At 64.2% G+C, this 13,857-nt stretch carries 13 protein-coding genes, 1 tRNA gene and 1 pseudogene; 7 read left to right on the top strand and 8 right to left on the bottom strand.

The features are described 5' to 3' along the window. Positions 1–50: 50 nt before the first annotated feature. The 5 genes from MTX23_RS18690 to metC form a co-directional block, all read right to left on the bottom strand. Entirely contained in the window at positions 51–1,322 is a 1,272-nt protein-coding gene (locus MTX23_RS18690; protein WP_280971681.1) for an AAA family ATPase, read from the bottom strand. Between the two features lie 4 nt (positions 1,323–1,326). Further along, positions 1,327–2,055 carry a CpaD family pilus assembly protein gene (locus MTX23_RS18685; protein ID WP_280971680.1) on the bottom strand — a complete coding sequence of 243 codons (729 nt, stop codon included), beginning with the start codon at positions 2,053–2,055 and terminating at the stop codon, positions 1,327–1,329. 30 nt (positions 2,056–2,085) lie between these two features. Beyond that, the gene (locus tag MTX23_RS18680; protein WP_280971679.1) at positions 2,086–3,561 is read right to left on the bottom strand and encodes a type II and III secretion system protein family protein; all 1,476 of its coding nucleotides are present in this window, start codon (positions 3,559–3,561) and stop codon (positions 2,086–2,088) included. A gap of 13 nt (positions 3,562–3,574) precedes the next feature. Further along, positions 3,575–4,381 carry a Flp pilus assembly protein CpaB gene (gene cpaB / locus MTX23_RS18675; RefSeq protein ID WP_280971678.1) on the bottom strand — a complete coding sequence of 269 codons (807 nt, stop codon included), beginning with the start codon at positions 4,379–4,381 and terminating at the stop codon, positions 3,575–3,577. Between the two features lie 290 nt (positions 4,382–4,671). Next, positions 4,672–5,868 (bottom strand): cystathionine beta-lyase, encoded by a 1,197-nt coding sequence (metC, locus tag MTX23_RS18670; RefSeq protein ID WP_280971677.1) that lies wholly within the window; start codon positions 5,866–5,868, stop codon positions 4,672–4,674. Between the two features lie 319 nt (positions 5,869–6,187). Here metC and MTX23_RS18665 point away from each other — a divergent pair, with 319 nt between their 5' ends. The 4 genes from MTX23_RS18665 to MTX23_RS18650 are packed head-to-tail and all read left to right on the top strand — an operon-like array spanning position 6,188 to position 10,702. Continuing rightward, positions 6,188–7,204 (top strand): amino acid ABC transporter substrate-binding protein, encoded by a 1,017-nt coding sequence (locus MTX23_RS18665; protein ID WP_280971676.1) that lies wholly within the window; start codon positions 6,188–6,190, stop codon positions 7,202–7,204. Positions 7,205–7,227: 23 nt separating this feature from the next. Continuing rightward, positions 7,228–8,433 carry an ABC transporter permease subunit gene (locus MTX23_RS18660; protein WP_280971675.1) on the top strand — a complete coding sequence of 402 codons (1,206 nt, stop codon included), beginning with the start codon at positions 7,228–7,230 and terminating at the stop codon, positions 8,431–8,433. Next, a complete protein-coding gene (locus tag MTX23_RS18655; protein WP_280971674.1) occupies positions 8,430–9,953 on the top strand; it encodes an amino acid ABC transporter permease in 1,524 nt (507 codons plus the stop codon). Before MTX23_RS18660 ends, MTX23_RS18655 begins: the two co-directional genes overlap by 4 nt. Before the next feature lie 8 nt (positions 9,954–9,961). Next, positions 9,962–10,702, top strand: a complete 741-nt coding sequence (locus tag MTX23_RS18650) for an amino acid ABC transporter ATP-binding protein (RefSeq protein WP_280971673.1) — start codon at positions 9,962–9,964, stop codon at positions 10,700–10,702. A gap of 121 nt (positions 10,703–10,823) precedes the next feature. Here MTX23_RS18650 and MTX23_RS18645 read toward each other — a convergent pair whose 3' ends face one another. Further along, on the bottom strand, positions 10,824–11,864 hold the full coding sequence (locus MTX23_RS18645) for a cysteine synthase A (protein ID WP_280971672.1): 1,041 nt from the start codon (positions 11,862–11,864) through the stop codon (positions 10,824–10,826). A gap of 95 nt (positions 11,865–11,959) precedes the next feature. Between MTX23_RS18645 and MTX23_RS18640 the strand changes: the two are divergent. The 3 genes and pseudogenes from MTX23_RS18640 to MTX23_RS18630 all read left to right on the top strand — a co-directional run. Beyond that, positions 11,960–12,322 (top strand): annotated as a pseudogene (locus tag MTX23_RS18640) (efflux RND transporter permease subunit); the annotation flags it as partial. Positions 12,323–12,357: 35 nt separating this feature from the next. After that, positions 12,358–13,089: a tRNA-uridine aminocarboxypropyltransferase gene (locus MTX23_RS18635; protein ID WP_280971671.1), complete on the top strand. Its 732-nt coding sequence runs from the start codon at positions 12,358–12,360 to the stop codon at positions 13,087–13,089. 104 nt (positions 13,090–13,193) lie between these two features. Continuing rightward, positions 13,194–13,267: transfer RNA gene (locus MTX23_RS18630), tRNA-Cys, on the top strand. Positions 13,268–13,310: 43 nt separating this feature from the next. On the opposite strand, the gene MTX23_RS18625 is transcribed toward MTX23_RS18630, so the two are convergent. Both MTX23_RS18625 and MTX23_RS18620 read right to left on the bottom strand, forming a co-directional pair. Continuing rightward, the gene (locus MTX23_RS18625; protein WP_280971670.1) at positions 13,311–13,475 is read right to left on the bottom strand and encodes a hypothetical protein; all 165 of its coding nucleotides are present in this window, start codon (positions 13,473–13,475) and stop codon (positions 13,311–13,313) included. Between the two features lie 168 nt (positions 13,476–13,643). Continuing rightward, positions 13,644–13,844 carry a hypothetical protein gene (locus tag MTX23_RS18620; RefSeq protein WP_280971669.1) on the bottom strand — a complete coding sequence of 67 codons (201 nt, stop codon included), beginning with the start codon at positions 13,842–13,844 and terminating at the stop codon, positions 13,644–13,646. Positions 13,845–13,857: the final 13 nt, after the last annotated feature.

Genomic DNA, 13,857 nt, shown 5'->3' with positions numbered 1-13,857 from the left:
TTGCATTCGTCGGTCGCGATCGAATCCGTCAGGCAACGCATTGAGTGCAATCAGCCCGCGGCCTTGCGCCTGCCGTCGCGGCTCCCCTGCAGCTTCCTGAGGATCGGCGACAACAGCGAATCGCGCTGCTCGGCGAGGTCGGGGCGGCCGGTCAGGCGGTGCGCGATCTGCAGGAAGGTCTTCGTGGTGCGATGACGCGCGGACACTTCCGCGATCATCTGGCCGTTGTTGGCGGCCTCGCCGAACAGGCGGCTGTCGAACGGAATTGTCGCGATCGGCGGGGTCTCGATGGCCTTGGCGAACTCCTTGACCTCGATCTCGGGCCGCCTCGGCATGCCAACCTGGTTCAGGCAGTAGAGCGGCGGGCGGTCGTTGGGGCGCGCCGCCTTCAGCAGGTTCACCATGTTCTTGGTGTTGCGCATGTTGGCGAGATCTGGCTCGGCGACGATCAGAATATCGTCGGCGCCGACCAGCGTGCGCTTGGTCCAGGCCGTCCATTGATGCGGAACGTCAAGCACGATGCAGGAAGTGGTCATGCGCATCGTATCGAAGATCGCCTCAAACGCATCGGCGCCGAAATCATAGACCTGATCGAGGGTGGCCGGCGCCGCCAGCAGGCTGAGATGGTCGCTGCATTTGGCGAGCAGGCGGTCCATATAGGCGGTATCGGGGCGCTCGGGCGAGAACACCGCGTTGGCGATGCCCTGCACCGGATCCTGATTGTAATCGAGGCCGGCGGTGCCGAAGGCAAGGTCGAGATCGACGACGACGGAATCGAGCCCGAGATCGCGCGCGATCGTCCAGGCGACGTTGTGCGCAACGGTCGATGCGCCGACGCCGCCCTTGGCGCCGGCGACCGCGATCAGGCGGCCGACCGAGACCGCTTCCGTCGCCGAGAACAGGCTGCAGATCGAGCGCACGATGTCGAGCACCTTGACGGGGCCGACCACGTAATCGTTGACGCCGCGGCGGACCAGCTCGCGATAGGGCGCAACATCGCCGGCATTGCCGAGCATGACGACGCGGGTGCCGGGATCGCACACCGCGGCAAGCTCGTCGAGACCGGCCAGGAAATCTGTGCCCGGCTCGGTTTCCAGGACAATCACGTTCGGCGTCGGCGCCTTGTGATAGGCCTCGATCGCAGCGGCGATGCCGCCCATGTGGACGGAGAGGTGAGCCTTGGCGAGGCGGCGGTCCTCGGCGGCGGCGCGCGCGGTCGTGGCGGTTGCGACGCTGGCGCAGAAGGCCTGCACCGAAATGCGTGGCGCCGGCGCGATGTAATCGTCGATCTGCGGTTGTTCGTCTTGTTGTTGGGCGGTCATTGCCTTAGTCGCTCAGCTTGGCCTTTTCGGCTTCAGGATAGGCGGTCGCGGTGGACGTGCCCTTGCGGTACTTGTCAAACGCGATCAAACGGCGCGGCGTGTAGGCGGCGGTCTCGGTGCGCGGCTGCTCGAGGTCGGACGGATTGGCGACCATTGCCGCCAGGTTGCGCTGGGTGGCGCAGCCGAAATTGTAATAGTCCTTGTTCTGGATGTAGGCGGGGTTGTCGAGCGAGGGGCCGAGATCGGCCGGCCACAATCCGCAAGGGCCGGCAACCGCAGCCATCTTGGGATAGCTCACACGGATGGTAGCGAGCGCGCGCGGATCGTCGGGGTGGTAGAGCCGCTTGGTGATGGCGTGGCCGGGCACGCCCATCGACGCGAGCAAGCCGCGGATCTCCTGATAGATCGCCTGTGCCGCGCGCGCATTTGGCGTATCGACCGGTACATCGACGGCGATCGCGCCAGTTCCCTCGCGGCGCCAGCCGCGGGCCATCCCCATGACGTCGTCGCGCTGGGTCTCGGTCAGGTTGCCGCGGGCATGACCGACGAATACGACGATCGATTGCTCGCCTTCAGTCACCGCGATCGGATGGCGCTGGCGGTAGTCGTCCGGGAGGGTCCCGGTCACGACCTCAGTGGTCGCCGTGTTGCATCCGCCGAGTGCAAGCGCCGTGAGCAGGACGCCGAACAGCGGTAGCGTCCGCGCGCGTCCGCCGAGTGTGTTGCGTGTCATCGGTTCGATCCCCAACTCTTACGACCCGTGTCAGTCGATGATGAAGCCGAAATTGGCCGGCGTGGCGCCGATCGGCTCGGCGCGGGCGGCGACGCCATAGATGCGGTTGATGCGCGCCAGCAGCGCCGACTCCGAGTCGGAGGCCGAGGCAAAACCGTCGTCCGGACGGGACAGGTCCTTCTGCGCAACCGCGCGCACGACATACGGCGTCACGATGACCATCAGCTCGGTCTCGGAATTGACGAAGTCCTGACTCCGGAAAAGCTGTCCGAGGACCGGGATCTGATCGACACCGGGCAAGCCGTTGATCGCCTGCTTGGTCTGCTCCTGGATCAGTCCGGCCATCGCGATCGAGCCGCCGGAGGGCACTTCCAGCGTGGTGTCCGCGCGCCGCGTCTTGATCGATGGAATCGTCGTTCCGCCCTGGCCGCCGGTCAAAGCGTTCTCCATCGAGACCTCGGACACCTCGGTCATCACCTTCAGGCTGATCCGTCCCTCGGACAGCACCACCGGCGTGAAGTTGAGCGAGATGCCGAATTTCTTGAAGCTGACCGTCTGGACGCAGTTGCCGATCGTGCCGTTTGTCGACGTCTGGCAGGTCACGCCGGTTGGAATCGGGAATTCGCCGCCCGAGACGAATGTCGCGGACTCGCCGGAGATGGCCGTGAGATTCGGCTCGGCCAGCGTCCGCACGACGCCCGCGCTCTCCATCGCACGCAGCGTCGCGGTGACCGATGGGACACCGGCCTTCGTCAGGGCCGCCCCAGCCAATCCGTTGCCGGAGACGAGCGGTCCGTTGTTCGCGGTGAAGGGGGTGCTGTTGTTGAACACCACCGCGGCGGTGCCGTAGTTCATGTTGGCGCTGAGATCGATGCCGAGTTGCTTGACCAGATCGCGCCGCACTTCGGCGACGGTGACCTTCAGCATCACCTGGTCGCGGCCGCGCACCACGATCGAGTTGACGACCTTGTCGGCGCCACCGACCAGCTTTGCGGCGACGTCGCCGGCCTGCTGGGCCTCGACCGGGCTCGACACCGAGCCGGTCAGCACGACGCTGTCGCCGACACCCTCGATGTTGACGCCCGGCAGCATTTGCCTGAGCGCGGCGCGCAGGCCGTTGAGATCGCGCTTGATGGCGATGTCGTAGGAGGCGACCTGCGCCCCGTCCGCATCGAAGAACACCACATTGGTCTGACCGACCGTGGCGCCGATGATGTAGGCCCGCTGGGCCGAGCGGATCACCGCGTTGGCGATCTTGGGATCGGCGACCAGCACGTCCTTGGCTTCGCGGGGCAGGTCGACCACGACAGACTTGCCGACGCCAAGCGCGAGGAAGCGCGTCTTGACCGGGATGCTGTTGGTCACGGCGACATCCGCATGCTTGTCGGGATCGGCCGCAACGGCCGGAGACAGGGCAGGGATGACGATCAGCGCCGCGGCCGCCGAAAATGACAGTGAGCGGACCAGTGCAGTCCGCGCCTTCAGTTGCCTTGCACCGGATATCATTTCGAAGCCCCCATCACTTCTGTGTCGTCTGAGAGCTCAGGACGCCGTAGCGAACCACACTGATGCTCTCGCCCCGCTTCGGGGCCTGGTCGTTGGCCGAGGTCTCGACCGTTGTGTCGTTGATGTCGGCGATGCTGCGCAGCGCGAGCGACAGCGTGCCGCTCTGCCTTGCGCGCGCGAGCGTCTCGGCCTGTTCGGGCTTCAACTCGAGCGTCGCGGTCTTGCCGACGAGCGAGTTGGTACCGTCCTTCTCCTTGGGCGCCTGGTCGATCGCCAGCACGCGGACATTGGACAGCAGGGTTTCGGTGACGACGACGTCGGAACCGACGCGATCGGGGCTCTTGTCGCGCTTCGACAGGATCACGTCGACGCGGTCGCCGGGCAGGATGAAGCCGCCCGCGCCGGTCTCCGGCGTGATTTCCGTGGAGATTGCGCGCATGCCTGCCGGCAGGATCGCGGCCATGAAGCCGCTTCCGTTGGCTTTGACCAGCTTCTGCTCGCGGATCGGCTCGCCGACGATGAAGGGGGCGCGCGCGATCGAGCCGATGACGTCCTTCATCGCGTCGGCATTGGTGTCGCGGCGCATGAAGCCGCTGCTCGCGGTCTCGGCCGGCCAGCGCTGCCATTGCACGTCTTCGGGCTTGACGGATTGACCGAGCCCGATGTCGGACTTCGCCACCAGCACCTCGACGGTCGGCAACTGCACGACCGGCGCCACAGACGCCGGCTTGCTATCGTTGCCACCGGTGCTCGCGAGATACGTGGCCGCAAGGCCTGCGACGCCGGCGATGGCCAGGACCATGATACGTGCCGTCTTCATGTGACCGACTGAATACCCTTACGCCAGGCGGTCAGCGGCCTTGCGGCGCGGACAGCCCTTCCCGGGGCATGACTACGGCAGCAAAAGTGTAAGCGAACTTGCTAGCGGGCTTGGGCGATTAAGGGATTGGTGGGGATGGTGAACGGCTGGTTATCAGCGACGTCACAACCCTGCAAAATCCCGGAGGTCGCCGCTTGCGATCGGCAGGCGCAGCGTCGAGCACAGGATGGGAAAAGCCACGGCGCGCCGCTTGCGGTCCGCGAGCGTCGGGCGCGCTGCGCGTCAGTGGATCACAGTGCCGCCTTCAGCGCCGCAAATCCGCGCTCGAGGTCGGCCTTGAGGTCCTCGACATCTTCGAGCCCGATATGCAGCCGCAGTGTCGGCCCGCCCGGCGCCCATTTGGTCGCGGTGCGATACTCGTTGCAGTCGAACGGGATCGCGAGGCTCTCGAAGCCGCCCCAGGAAAAGCCCATGCCGAACAGCGTGAGCGTGTTGAGCATGGTATCGACCGCCTGTTGCGGCACCGGCTTCAGGACAACGCTGAACAGACCGGAGGCGCCAGTGAAGTCGCGCTTCCAGATCGCATGTCCCGGATCGGTTTCGAGGGCAGGGTGCAGGACACGAGCGACCTCGGGCCGCGCGGCGAGCCAGCGTGCCATCTCGAGGCCGGAGCGATGGTGTTGCGCGAGCCGGGCCGACAGCGTGCGTATTCCGCGCAGCGCGAGATAGACGTCATCCGGCCCGGCGCAGACGCCGAGCAGGCGGATCGCCTCGGAGACCAGCGGCCAGGCCTTGGCGTTCGCCGAGATGGTGCCGAACATGATGTCGGAATGGCCGCCGATATATTTGGTCGCGGCCTGCATGCTGATATCGACGCCCTGGTCGAGCGACCGATGATAGAGCGGGGTCGCCCAGGTGTTGTCGTCGATGACAAGCGCGCCGTGGGCATGGGCCGCGGTCGCGATCGCAGGGACGTCGGGCATCTCGAAGGATTGCGAGCCCGGCGCCTCGACCAGCACCGCTCGGGTGTTCGGCTTGAACAGAGCCTTGATACCGCCGCCGATCAGCGGATCGAAATAGGTGGTCTCCACGCCATAGCGCGCCAGTATGCCGTTGCAGAAATTGCGCGTCGGCCGGTAGGCGTTGTCGCAGACCAGCAGATGATCGCCCGCTTTCAGCACCGCGAGCAGGGTGGTCGAGATCGCGGCCAGTCCCGATGGCGCGAGCCCGACGCCGGCGCATTGCGGGCCTTCGAGCGCCATCAGCACATCTTGCAGCGCCCGCGTGGTCGGCGTGCCGTGGCGGCCATAGGTAAATTCGGCACGATGGGCGTGGAGGTCCTCTGCGCTCGGATAGAGCACGGTCGAACCGTGGAAGACCGGCGGGTTGACAAAGCCCTTTTGGGCCTTGGTGTCGCGCCCGGCGGTGACCAGCCGGGTTGCGGCGTGTTGCAGATGGGAGGGCGTGGAATTGTCGGAGGAGGTCATGGTCGTTGCCGTTAGACTTTTTGCCGCAGCCGTAACGCGTCGGGAGGGCAGAGTTACGCTGGGGAGTGTTACTAACAGGACGCGGAAGACATGCGTCAACCCCTTGACCCGGCACGTCAGTCGCTATGTGATGCGCCGCAACTTCCAGTCGCCGCACGTTGAGGGGCCTGCCGCGACCTTCGTTCCCGTTGCCTGACCGATTTGCAGTCAAACTGCCGGTCAGATTGGCATTTTTGCTGCAGGGGGATCATCGGGTGGCCCCGTGAGCGTCAGGCGATCAAAAGCAACGTCCACGGACGACCCTGAAAGGCCCCTGCCCATGAAACGCGTTCCCCTGGCTCTAACCCTTGCCGCTGCCGCCGCCTTGTCGGTTCAGGCCGCCTCGGCGCAAACCCTGAAGGCGGTCAAGGACCGGGGCCAGCTGTCCTGTGGCGTCAGCAGTGGCCTGCCGGGCTTCTCGTCGCCGGACGACAAGGGCAATTGGACCGGGATCGACGTCGACGTCTGCCGCGGGATCGCAGCGGCAATCTTCGACGATCCGACCAAGGTCAAGTTCGTGCCGCTGTCGGCCAAGGACCGCTTCACCGCGCTGCAGTCCGGCGAGATCGACGTGCTGTCGCGCAACACCACCTGGACGCTATCGCGCGATACCTCGCTCGGCGCCAACTTCACTGGTGTGACCTACTATGACGGGCAGGGGTTCATGGTGAAGAAGTCGCTCAAGGTGAATTCGGCGCTCGAATTGAACAGCGCCTCGGTCTGCGTGCAGACCGGTACCACGACCGAGCAGAACCTCGCCGACTACTTCAAGGGCAACAACATGAAGTACGAGGTGATCGCTTTTGCCTCGGCGGACGAGACCCTGAAGGCCTACGAGACCGGCCGCTGCGACGTGTTCACCTCGGACGTCTCCCAGCTCTACGCGATGCGGCTGAAGCTCGCCAACCCGGCCGATCACGTCGTGCTGCCGGAAATCATCTCCAAGGAGCCGCTCGGCCCGATGGTCCGTCACGGCGACGATCAGTGGTTTGACATCGTGAAGTGGGTGCTGTTCGCGCAGATCAACGCTGAGGAGATGGGCGTCACCCAGAAGAACGTCGACGAGATGGCCAAGTCGGACAAGCCCGACCTCAAGCGCGCCTTCGGAACCGACGGCAATCTCGGCGAACAGCTCGGCCTGACCAAGGACTGGTTCGCCCGGATCATCAAGGCCGTCGGCAATTACGGCGAAATGTACGATCGCAATGTCGGCGTCGGATCGAAGCTGCAGATCGCGCGCGGCCTCAACCAGCTCTGGAACAAGGGCGGCATCCAATACGCGCCTCCGATCCGCTGATCGGGGACGAGGCGGCTGCGGCGATGACCACCGAGCCCCGAAATCCACCGCCGCAATACGTTCTCCGCTTGAAGCGTGCGCTCGGCGGCAAGGCCGGCTGGACCGGTCTTGCCGTGCAGATCGTGTTCGCCGCGGTGCTGGCCTGGGTGGCTTACGAGATCGTGGCCAATGCCAGGGCCAACCTGGAGACGCAGCGCATCGCCTCGGGGTTCGGCTTTCTCAGGAACACCGCCGGCTTCGACGTCAGCCAGAACCTGATCTCGTATACGGGATCGGACACCTATACGCGGGTGTTCCTGGTCGGACTCCTGAACACGCTGCTGGTGTCGGTGATCGGCATCGTGTTCGCCACCATCATCGGCTTCGTCCTGGCGCTGTGCCGGCTGTCGCCGAATTGGCTGCTGTCGCGGCTTGGCGAGATCTATGTCGAGATTGTGCGTAACCTGCCGCTGCTGTTTCAATTGCTGTTCTGGTACCTCGCGGTGCTGGCGTCGCTGCCTGCGCCGCGGCAGAGCATCAACCTGTTCAACGCCGTCTTCCTCTCCAATCGCGGCCTGGTGATTCCACGGCCGATCGGTCAGGCCGGTCTCGATCCGTTTCTTGCGGCGGTCGCCGTCGGGATCCTGGGTTCGCTGCTGTTGCGCGGCTACGCCCGGCGCGCGCTGTTCCAGCGCGGGCAGGCGATCCGGATCTGGCCTTACGTGCTCGGCCTGCTGGTCGGACTGCCGCTTTTGACGATGCTGATCTTCGGGCTGCCGCTGACCTTCGAATTGCCGCAACTCAGGGGCTTCAACTTCGCCGGCGGATCGCGGGTCATTCCGGAGCTGGTTGCACTGGTGGTGGCGCTGTCGACCTATACCGCGGCCTTCATCGCGGAGATCGTCCGGGCCGGCATCCAGTCGGTCCACAAGGGGCAGATGGAAGCTGGTTTCTCGCTCGGCCTCTCGCGCGGCGCCACCTTGCGGCTGATCGTCATGCCACAGGCGATGCGCGTCATCGTTCCGCCGCTCACCAATCAATACCTCAACCTGACCAAGAACTCGTCGCTCGCGGTCGCGATCGGCTATCCCGACCTGGTCTCGGTCTTCGCGGGCACGACGCTGAGTCAGACCGGCCAGGCGATCGAGATCATCGCCATCACCATGGGCGTCTATCTCATGCTCTCGCTCGTCACCAGCGCTATCATGAGCGTCTATGGCTGGCGCATCAACCGGAGCCTCGGGGCATGACCGATATCTCCGCGTCATCCTTTGTCCGGCAGCACCTTGTCCCCGAGCGCGCGGCGCCGGTGAAGGCGACCGGCTTGTTCGGCTTCCTGCGCACCCGGCTGTTGAACTCGCCGACCAACATCCTGCTCACGATCCTGGGGCTGGCGCTGCTCTGGTACACGATCGTTCCTGCGCTCAAGTTCCTGCTGGTCGACGCGGTCTGGAGCGGCAAGGACCGCAACGCGTGCCTTGCCGACAATGCCGGCCACCAGGTCGGGGCCTGCTGGCCCTATATCCAGGCCAAGCTCACCCAGCTGATCTACGGCTTCTATCCGGCAGGGGAGCGCTGGCGCGTCAACCTGACCTTCGCTTTCGCAGCGGCGCTGCTGCTGCTGCCGCTGCTCATTCCGCGCCTGCCGGCGAAGCGCCTGAATGCGAGCCTGTTCTTCTTTGCCTTTCCGGCGGTCGCATTCTTCCTGCTGCGCGGCGGCGGGCTCACCGGTTTCGGCGTGAGCTGGGTTGCCGGCCTGCTGCGGCTTTTCGACGACAGCATCGTCAGTGCCGGTCAGATCCTAGTTAATCTCAGCCAGGGTTCGGCGATCGGCCCACTGCTCTGGGGGATCGGCAAGATCATCATGCTGCTCGGCAGCCTGATCGGCTGGCTGATCCTTCCGCTGAGCTGGTTGCGCGACCAACTCCAGGCATCCGGCCAGCCGCTGTGGTTCGATTTCGTACTGACTGCCGCGATCGTCTCGCTGATCTTCTTTGCCCTCGGCGGCGGCACGAGGACGGGGCAGCGTGCATTGGTCGGAAGCCTCGTGACCTTTTTCGGCACTGCCATCGTGATCAAGCTGATGGGGCTCGACCGCGGCGGGCTTCCAGTTGTCGACACACGGCTGTGGGGCGGCCTGCTGGTGACGCTGGTGGTCTCGGTCACCGGCATTGTGACCTCGATGCCGATCGGTATCGCGCTCGCGCTCGGCCGACGCTCGACCATTCCCCTGATCCGGATCTTCTCGATCGCGTTCATTGAGTTCTGGCGCGGCGTGCCGCTGATCACGGTCCTGTTCTTCGCGACCTACATGCTGCCGCTGTTCCTGCCGGGCAACTTCAGTGTCGACGGCCTGGTCCGCGCGCTGATCGGTATTGCGCTGTTTGCGGGCGCCTACCAAGCTGAAGTCGTGCGCGGCGGCCTCGCGGCGATTCCGCGCGGGCAGGGCGAGGCGGCAAGTGCCCTCGGCCTGTCCTGGTGGAAGACCGCGTCACTGATCGTGATGCCGCAGGCGCTGCGCCACGTCATTCCGGGCCTCGTCAACAGCTTCATTGCGCTGTTCAAGGATACCTCGCTGGTCTCGATCGTGGCATTGTTCGACCTGCTCGGGTCGCTGCACGCCACGTTCTCCGACCCGACCTGGTCGACGCCGAGCACCGCCTTTACTGGCTTCGCCTTTGCCGGAATGATCTACTTCGTGTTCTGCTTTGGAATGTCGCGCTACTCGCTGTTCGTCGAAAGCCGCCTTAACGCTCACCACCGTCATTGAAGGTCATCATGTCCACAGATCCGATCGTCAGTATTTCCGGTCTCAACAAATGGTACGGCGACTTCCACGTACTGCGCGACATCAACCTCGAGGTCGGCAGGGGCGAGCGCATCGTGATCTGCGGGCCGTCCGGCTCGGGCAAGTCGACGCTGATCCGCTGCATCAACGCGCTCGAGGAGTTCCAGGAGGGCGAGATCGTGGTCGACGGCATCGACCTCGGGCCGAACCTGCGCCGTGTCGACGAGGTGCGACGCGAGGTCGGCATGGTGTTCCAGAGCTTCAATTTATTCCCGCATCTCACCGTGCTCGACAATTGCACGCTGGCGCCGATCTGGGTCCGCAACATCCCGAAGAAAGATGCCGAGGCGGCTGCGATGAAGTTCCTCGAACGCGTCAAGATCCCGCATCAGGCCAACAAGTTCCCCGGCCAGATGTCGGGCGGGCAGCAGCAGCGCGTCGCAATCGCCCGCGCATTGACGATGACTCCGAAGGTCATGTTGTTCGACGAGCCGACCTCGGCGCTCGATCCGGAAATGGTCAAGGAGGTGCTCGACACGATGGTCGATCTCGCCAAGGAGGGCATGACCATGCTCGTCGTGACTCACGAAATGGGCTTTGCCCGCGAGGTTGCCAATCGCGTCGTGTTCATGGATGCCGGTCAGATCATCGAGTCGAATACGCCGCAGGAATTCTTCGCCAACCCGCAGCACGCGCGGTCGAAGCTGTTCTTGAGTCAAATATTGAGGTGATTTCGCCTCTCATGGTGAGGAGCGCGCATTTGCGCGCGTGTCGAACCATGAGGCCCATGGCCCATCCTTCGAGACGCCGCTGCGCGGCATCCTCAGGATGAGGTCGGCAAGTGTGGCGGGCTCACGTCTTTACAAGCGGCAATTCGACCTTGGAGCGTGTCTCCAGCCATTGCGGGACCGGCAGGTTCTTCGAGCGCATGAAGTCCGGATTGAACAGCTTGGACTGATAGCGATTGCCGGAGTCGCAGAGGATCGTGACGATGGTCTTGCCGGGGCCAAGCTGCTTGGCGAGCTGAATTGCGCCTGCGATGTTGATGCCGGTTGAGCCGCCCAGGCACAGGCCTTCGTGCTGCAGAAGCTCATAGATGGTCGTCACGGCTTCCTCGTCGGAAATCAGGAACGCGTCGTCGACCTTAGCGGTCTCGACGACCGGCGTCTTGCGCCCAAGACCGATGCCCTCGGTGATCGAGTCGCCCGGCGTCGATTTGAGCTGACCATTCTTGAATAGCTCGTACATCGCAAATCCGTGCGGATCGGCACATGCGATCACGATGTCCTTGTTCTTTTCCTTCAGGTAGCGGCTGACGCCGGCGAGCGTGCCGCCGGTGCCGATCGAGCAGATGAAGCCGTCCACCTTGCCGTTGGTCTGCTGCCAGATTTCCGGCCCCGTCGAGTCGTAATGCGCCTTGGGATTGTCGAGGTTGTTCCACTGGTCGGCGAACAGCACGCCATTCGGCTCCGTCTTGCGGAGCTGCTCGGCAAGACGCCGGCCGAGATGCTGATAGTTGTTCGGATTGGAGAAGGGCAGCGCCGGCGCCTCGACCAGTTCGGCGCCGCATAGCCGCAGCATATCCTTCTTTTCCTGGCTCTGGGTTTCCGGAATGACAATCAGGGTGCGGTAGCCGCGCGCGCTGGCCACGACCGCGAGCCCAATTCCGGTGTTGCCTGCCGTCGACTCGACGACGAGGCCGCCCGGTTTCAGGTCGCCGCGTTTCTCCGCCTCCAGGATCATCCACTTGCCGGCCCGGTCCTTGACCGACTGGCCGGGATTCATGAACTCCGCCTTGCCCAGAATGGTGCAGCCGGTCAGTTCGGACGCTCGTTGCAGCTTGATAAGGGGGGTATTGCCGATTGCTTCGACGACGTCTTTGTTGAATGCCATGTCAGGGACGATCTTCTGCCGGTCGATGTTTTGGTTGCCGCGAACCTAGTGCGCTGATCGCAAAAGGGAAAGGTTTTTGCACTGCGGCGAAGCAGGCCTTCGTCGGCGTCATCCTGTTGATCGGCATTGTAAAGAAGAACGGCATCATGATGGTCGACTTTGCGCTGGGGGCTGAGCGGCATCAGGGACTGTCGTCGCGCGACGCGATTTTCGAGGCCTGCCGGGCGCGCTTCCGGCCGATCCTGATGACGACGATGGCGGCGCTGTTCGCCGGCATTCCGCTGGTCATCGCCACCGGCCCGGGCACCGAGCTGCGGCGGCCGCTCGGCATCACCATCATCGGCGGCCTGTTCGTCTCCCAGATCCTGACGCTCTATACGACGCCGGTGATCTGTCTGTTAATCGACCGGCTGCGCCAGCGCTCGGCACCGTCAGCGGTAGCCGCGCCGGCAGAATAGGTTGAATTGCGCCATCCCTGGCGTATAGCGAACCCATGTCGGAACCGACCGAATCACAGACCGACGTTGTGCTCGGGACGCTCGCGGAGTGCCCGCATTGCGGCAAGCCGCTGCCGCTGTGCATCTGCGACAGCGTCACGCCGATCGAGAGCCGGATCCAGCTCCTGATCCTGCAGCATCCGCAGGAACAGGACAGGGCGCTCGGCACCGCGCGGCTGACCGCACGACATTTCAAGAACGCGGTCGTCCGGATCGGGCTCTCCTGGCCGAGCCTGTCGAAGGCGTTCGGCCGGCCCGTCGCCGACCCGTCGCGCTGGGCGGTGCTCTATCTCGGCTCCGCCAAGGCCGAGGACCTCGATACCGATGCCGAAATCATCGCCATCAACCGCAAAGGGGAGCTGGAGCCGGACCAGCGCGGCATTCTTGCCGACATCGAGGGCATCGTGCTGCTCGACGGTACCTGGAGCCAGGCCAAGGCTTTGTGGTGGCGCAATGCCTGGATGCTGAAATGCCAGCGGGTGATTCTTGGACCGAAGCGGCCCTCGCGCTATGGCCCATTGCGCCGGGAACCGCGGCGCGACGGCCTGTCCACCATCGAGGCGGCGGCGATGCTGCTGGCCGGGCTGGAAAAGCGGCCGGACATTGCCGCGATGCTGATTGCCAGTTTCGAGCGAATGTTGACGAGATTTCGCGAGGTACAGGCCAAAATGCCGGAATTGGCGCCAAAACCGAAGAAGCGCGACTTCCGCAGGCGGAGGCGAGGCTAGCGTTTTGCGCTCGCACGGACCGCCGCCATTTTGCGCGAAAGCGCGATTGCGGGTCCGGCTCGGTTGCCTATCGGAGTGAGCCCGTATATGAGTGCGGCGCGTGGGGCCACGTGGCGGAGTGGTTACGCAACGGTCTGCAAAACCGTGTACACCAGTTCAATTCTGGTCGTGGCCTCCACCCATCTCATCAATAATTTGCGGTCGATAGATGAGGCGCTGCCTTAGCTGGCGGCGTACCAGCCCTCGGGGAACGGAATCAGCGGCCAGGGCGCGCTGTTGTCGTTCGCAGCGCGCGGCGGTGGCTGAGCCAAGAAATCCTCCTCGGAAACAGGCGCGACGGCCGTTCGCACGGCGTCCAACAACAGGTCAAATTCCACTTCGCTCATCGCGCTCTCCGGGGTTCGAGAGCGCAATGGTCGCAAAACTGTCTTGTGTCTGGATTGAGCCGATCGTTCGAATTTTAGCTAAGGAGCGCCTGCGTCCGGCCCAGTTACTAGATCGCTGCCGCCCCGCCGGAACTTAGGTTCGGCTATCCGAGCCTCATGTGAAAGAAATCACATTTCGAGAAAAACTGTTCGTGTCGTCTCGACGGCCAGGTTGAGCTGGGGCTGCGCGGCGGCGTTCGAGCAATAAGACTGTCGGGCCAGCTTGGAGAGATCGTGCGGTAACATGGTCTTGAACTGCGCCAACACGCGCTGCGCTTGTTTCGGCGGCAGCGTAATTGCGTGACGCACCGCGGCCGCGATCAGGGTCATGATCAGATTGGAA

The sequence above is a fragment of the Bradyrhizobium sp. ISRA436 genome, from assembly GCF_029910015.1.
In the GTDB taxonomy this organism is placed as follows: domain Bacteria; phylum Pseudomonadota; class Alphaproteobacteria; order Rhizobiales; family Xanthobacteraceae; genus Bradyrhizobium.
This window is presented reverse-complemented; position numbering and strand designations above follow the sequence as displayed.

What these genes read in the sequence shown, in the direction of transcription:
- MTX23_RS18690 (WP_280971681.1), bottom strand. Translation starts at nt 1,322, where the DNA reads ATGACCGCCCAACAACAAGACGAACAACCGCAGATCGACGATTACATC.
- MTX23_RS18685 (WP_280971680.1), bottom strand. Translation starts at nt 2,055, where the DNA reads ATGACACGCAACACACTCGGCGGACGCGCGCGGACGCTACCGCTGTTC.
- MTX23_RS18680 (WP_280971679.1), bottom strand. Translation starts at nt 3,561, where the DNA reads ATGATATCCGGTGCAAGGCAACTGAAGGCGCGGACTGCACTGGTCCGC.
- cpaB (WP_280971678.1), bottom strand. Translation starts at nt 4,381, where the DNA reads ATGAAGACGGCACGTATCATGGTCCTGGCCATCGCCGGCGTCGCAGGC.
- metC (WP_280971677.1), bottom strand. Translation starts at nt 5,868, where the DNA reads ATGACCTCCTCCGACAATTCCACGCCCTCCCATCTGCAACACGCCGCA.
- MTX23_RS18665 (WP_280971676.1), top strand. Translation starts at nt 6,188, where the DNA reads ATGAAACGCGTTCCCCTGGCTCTAACCCTTGCCGCTGCCGCCGCCTTG.
- MTX23_RS18660 (WP_280971675.1), top strand. Translation starts at nt 7,228, where the DNA reads ATGACCACCGAGCCCCGAAATCCACCGCCGCAATACGTTCTCCGCTTG.
- MTX23_RS18655 (WP_280971674.1), top strand. Translation starts at nt 8,430, where the DNA reads ATGACCGATATCTCCGCGTCATCCTTTGTCCGGCAGCACCTTGTCCCC.
- MTX23_RS18650 (WP_280971673.1), top strand. Translation starts at nt 9,962, where the DNA reads ATGTCCACAGATCCGATCGTCAGTATTTCCGGTCTCAACAAATGGTAC.
- MTX23_RS18645 (WP_280971672.1), bottom strand. Translation starts at nt 11,864, where the DNA reads ATGGCATTCAACAAAGACGTCGTCGAAGCAATCGGCAATACCCCCCTT.
- MTX23_RS18635 (WP_280971671.1), top strand. Translation starts at nt 12,358, where the DNA reads ATGTCGGAACCGACCGAATCACAGACCGACGTTGTGCTCGGGACGCTC.
- MTX23_RS18625 (WP_280971670.1), bottom strand. Translation starts at nt 13,475, where the DNA reads ATGAGCGAAGTGGAATTTGACCTGTTGTTGGACGCCGTGCGAACGGCC.
- MTX23_RS18620 (WP_280971669.1), bottom strand. Translation starts at nt 13,844, where the DNA reads ATGACCCTGATCGCGGCCGCGGTGCGTCACGCAATTACGCTGCCGCCG.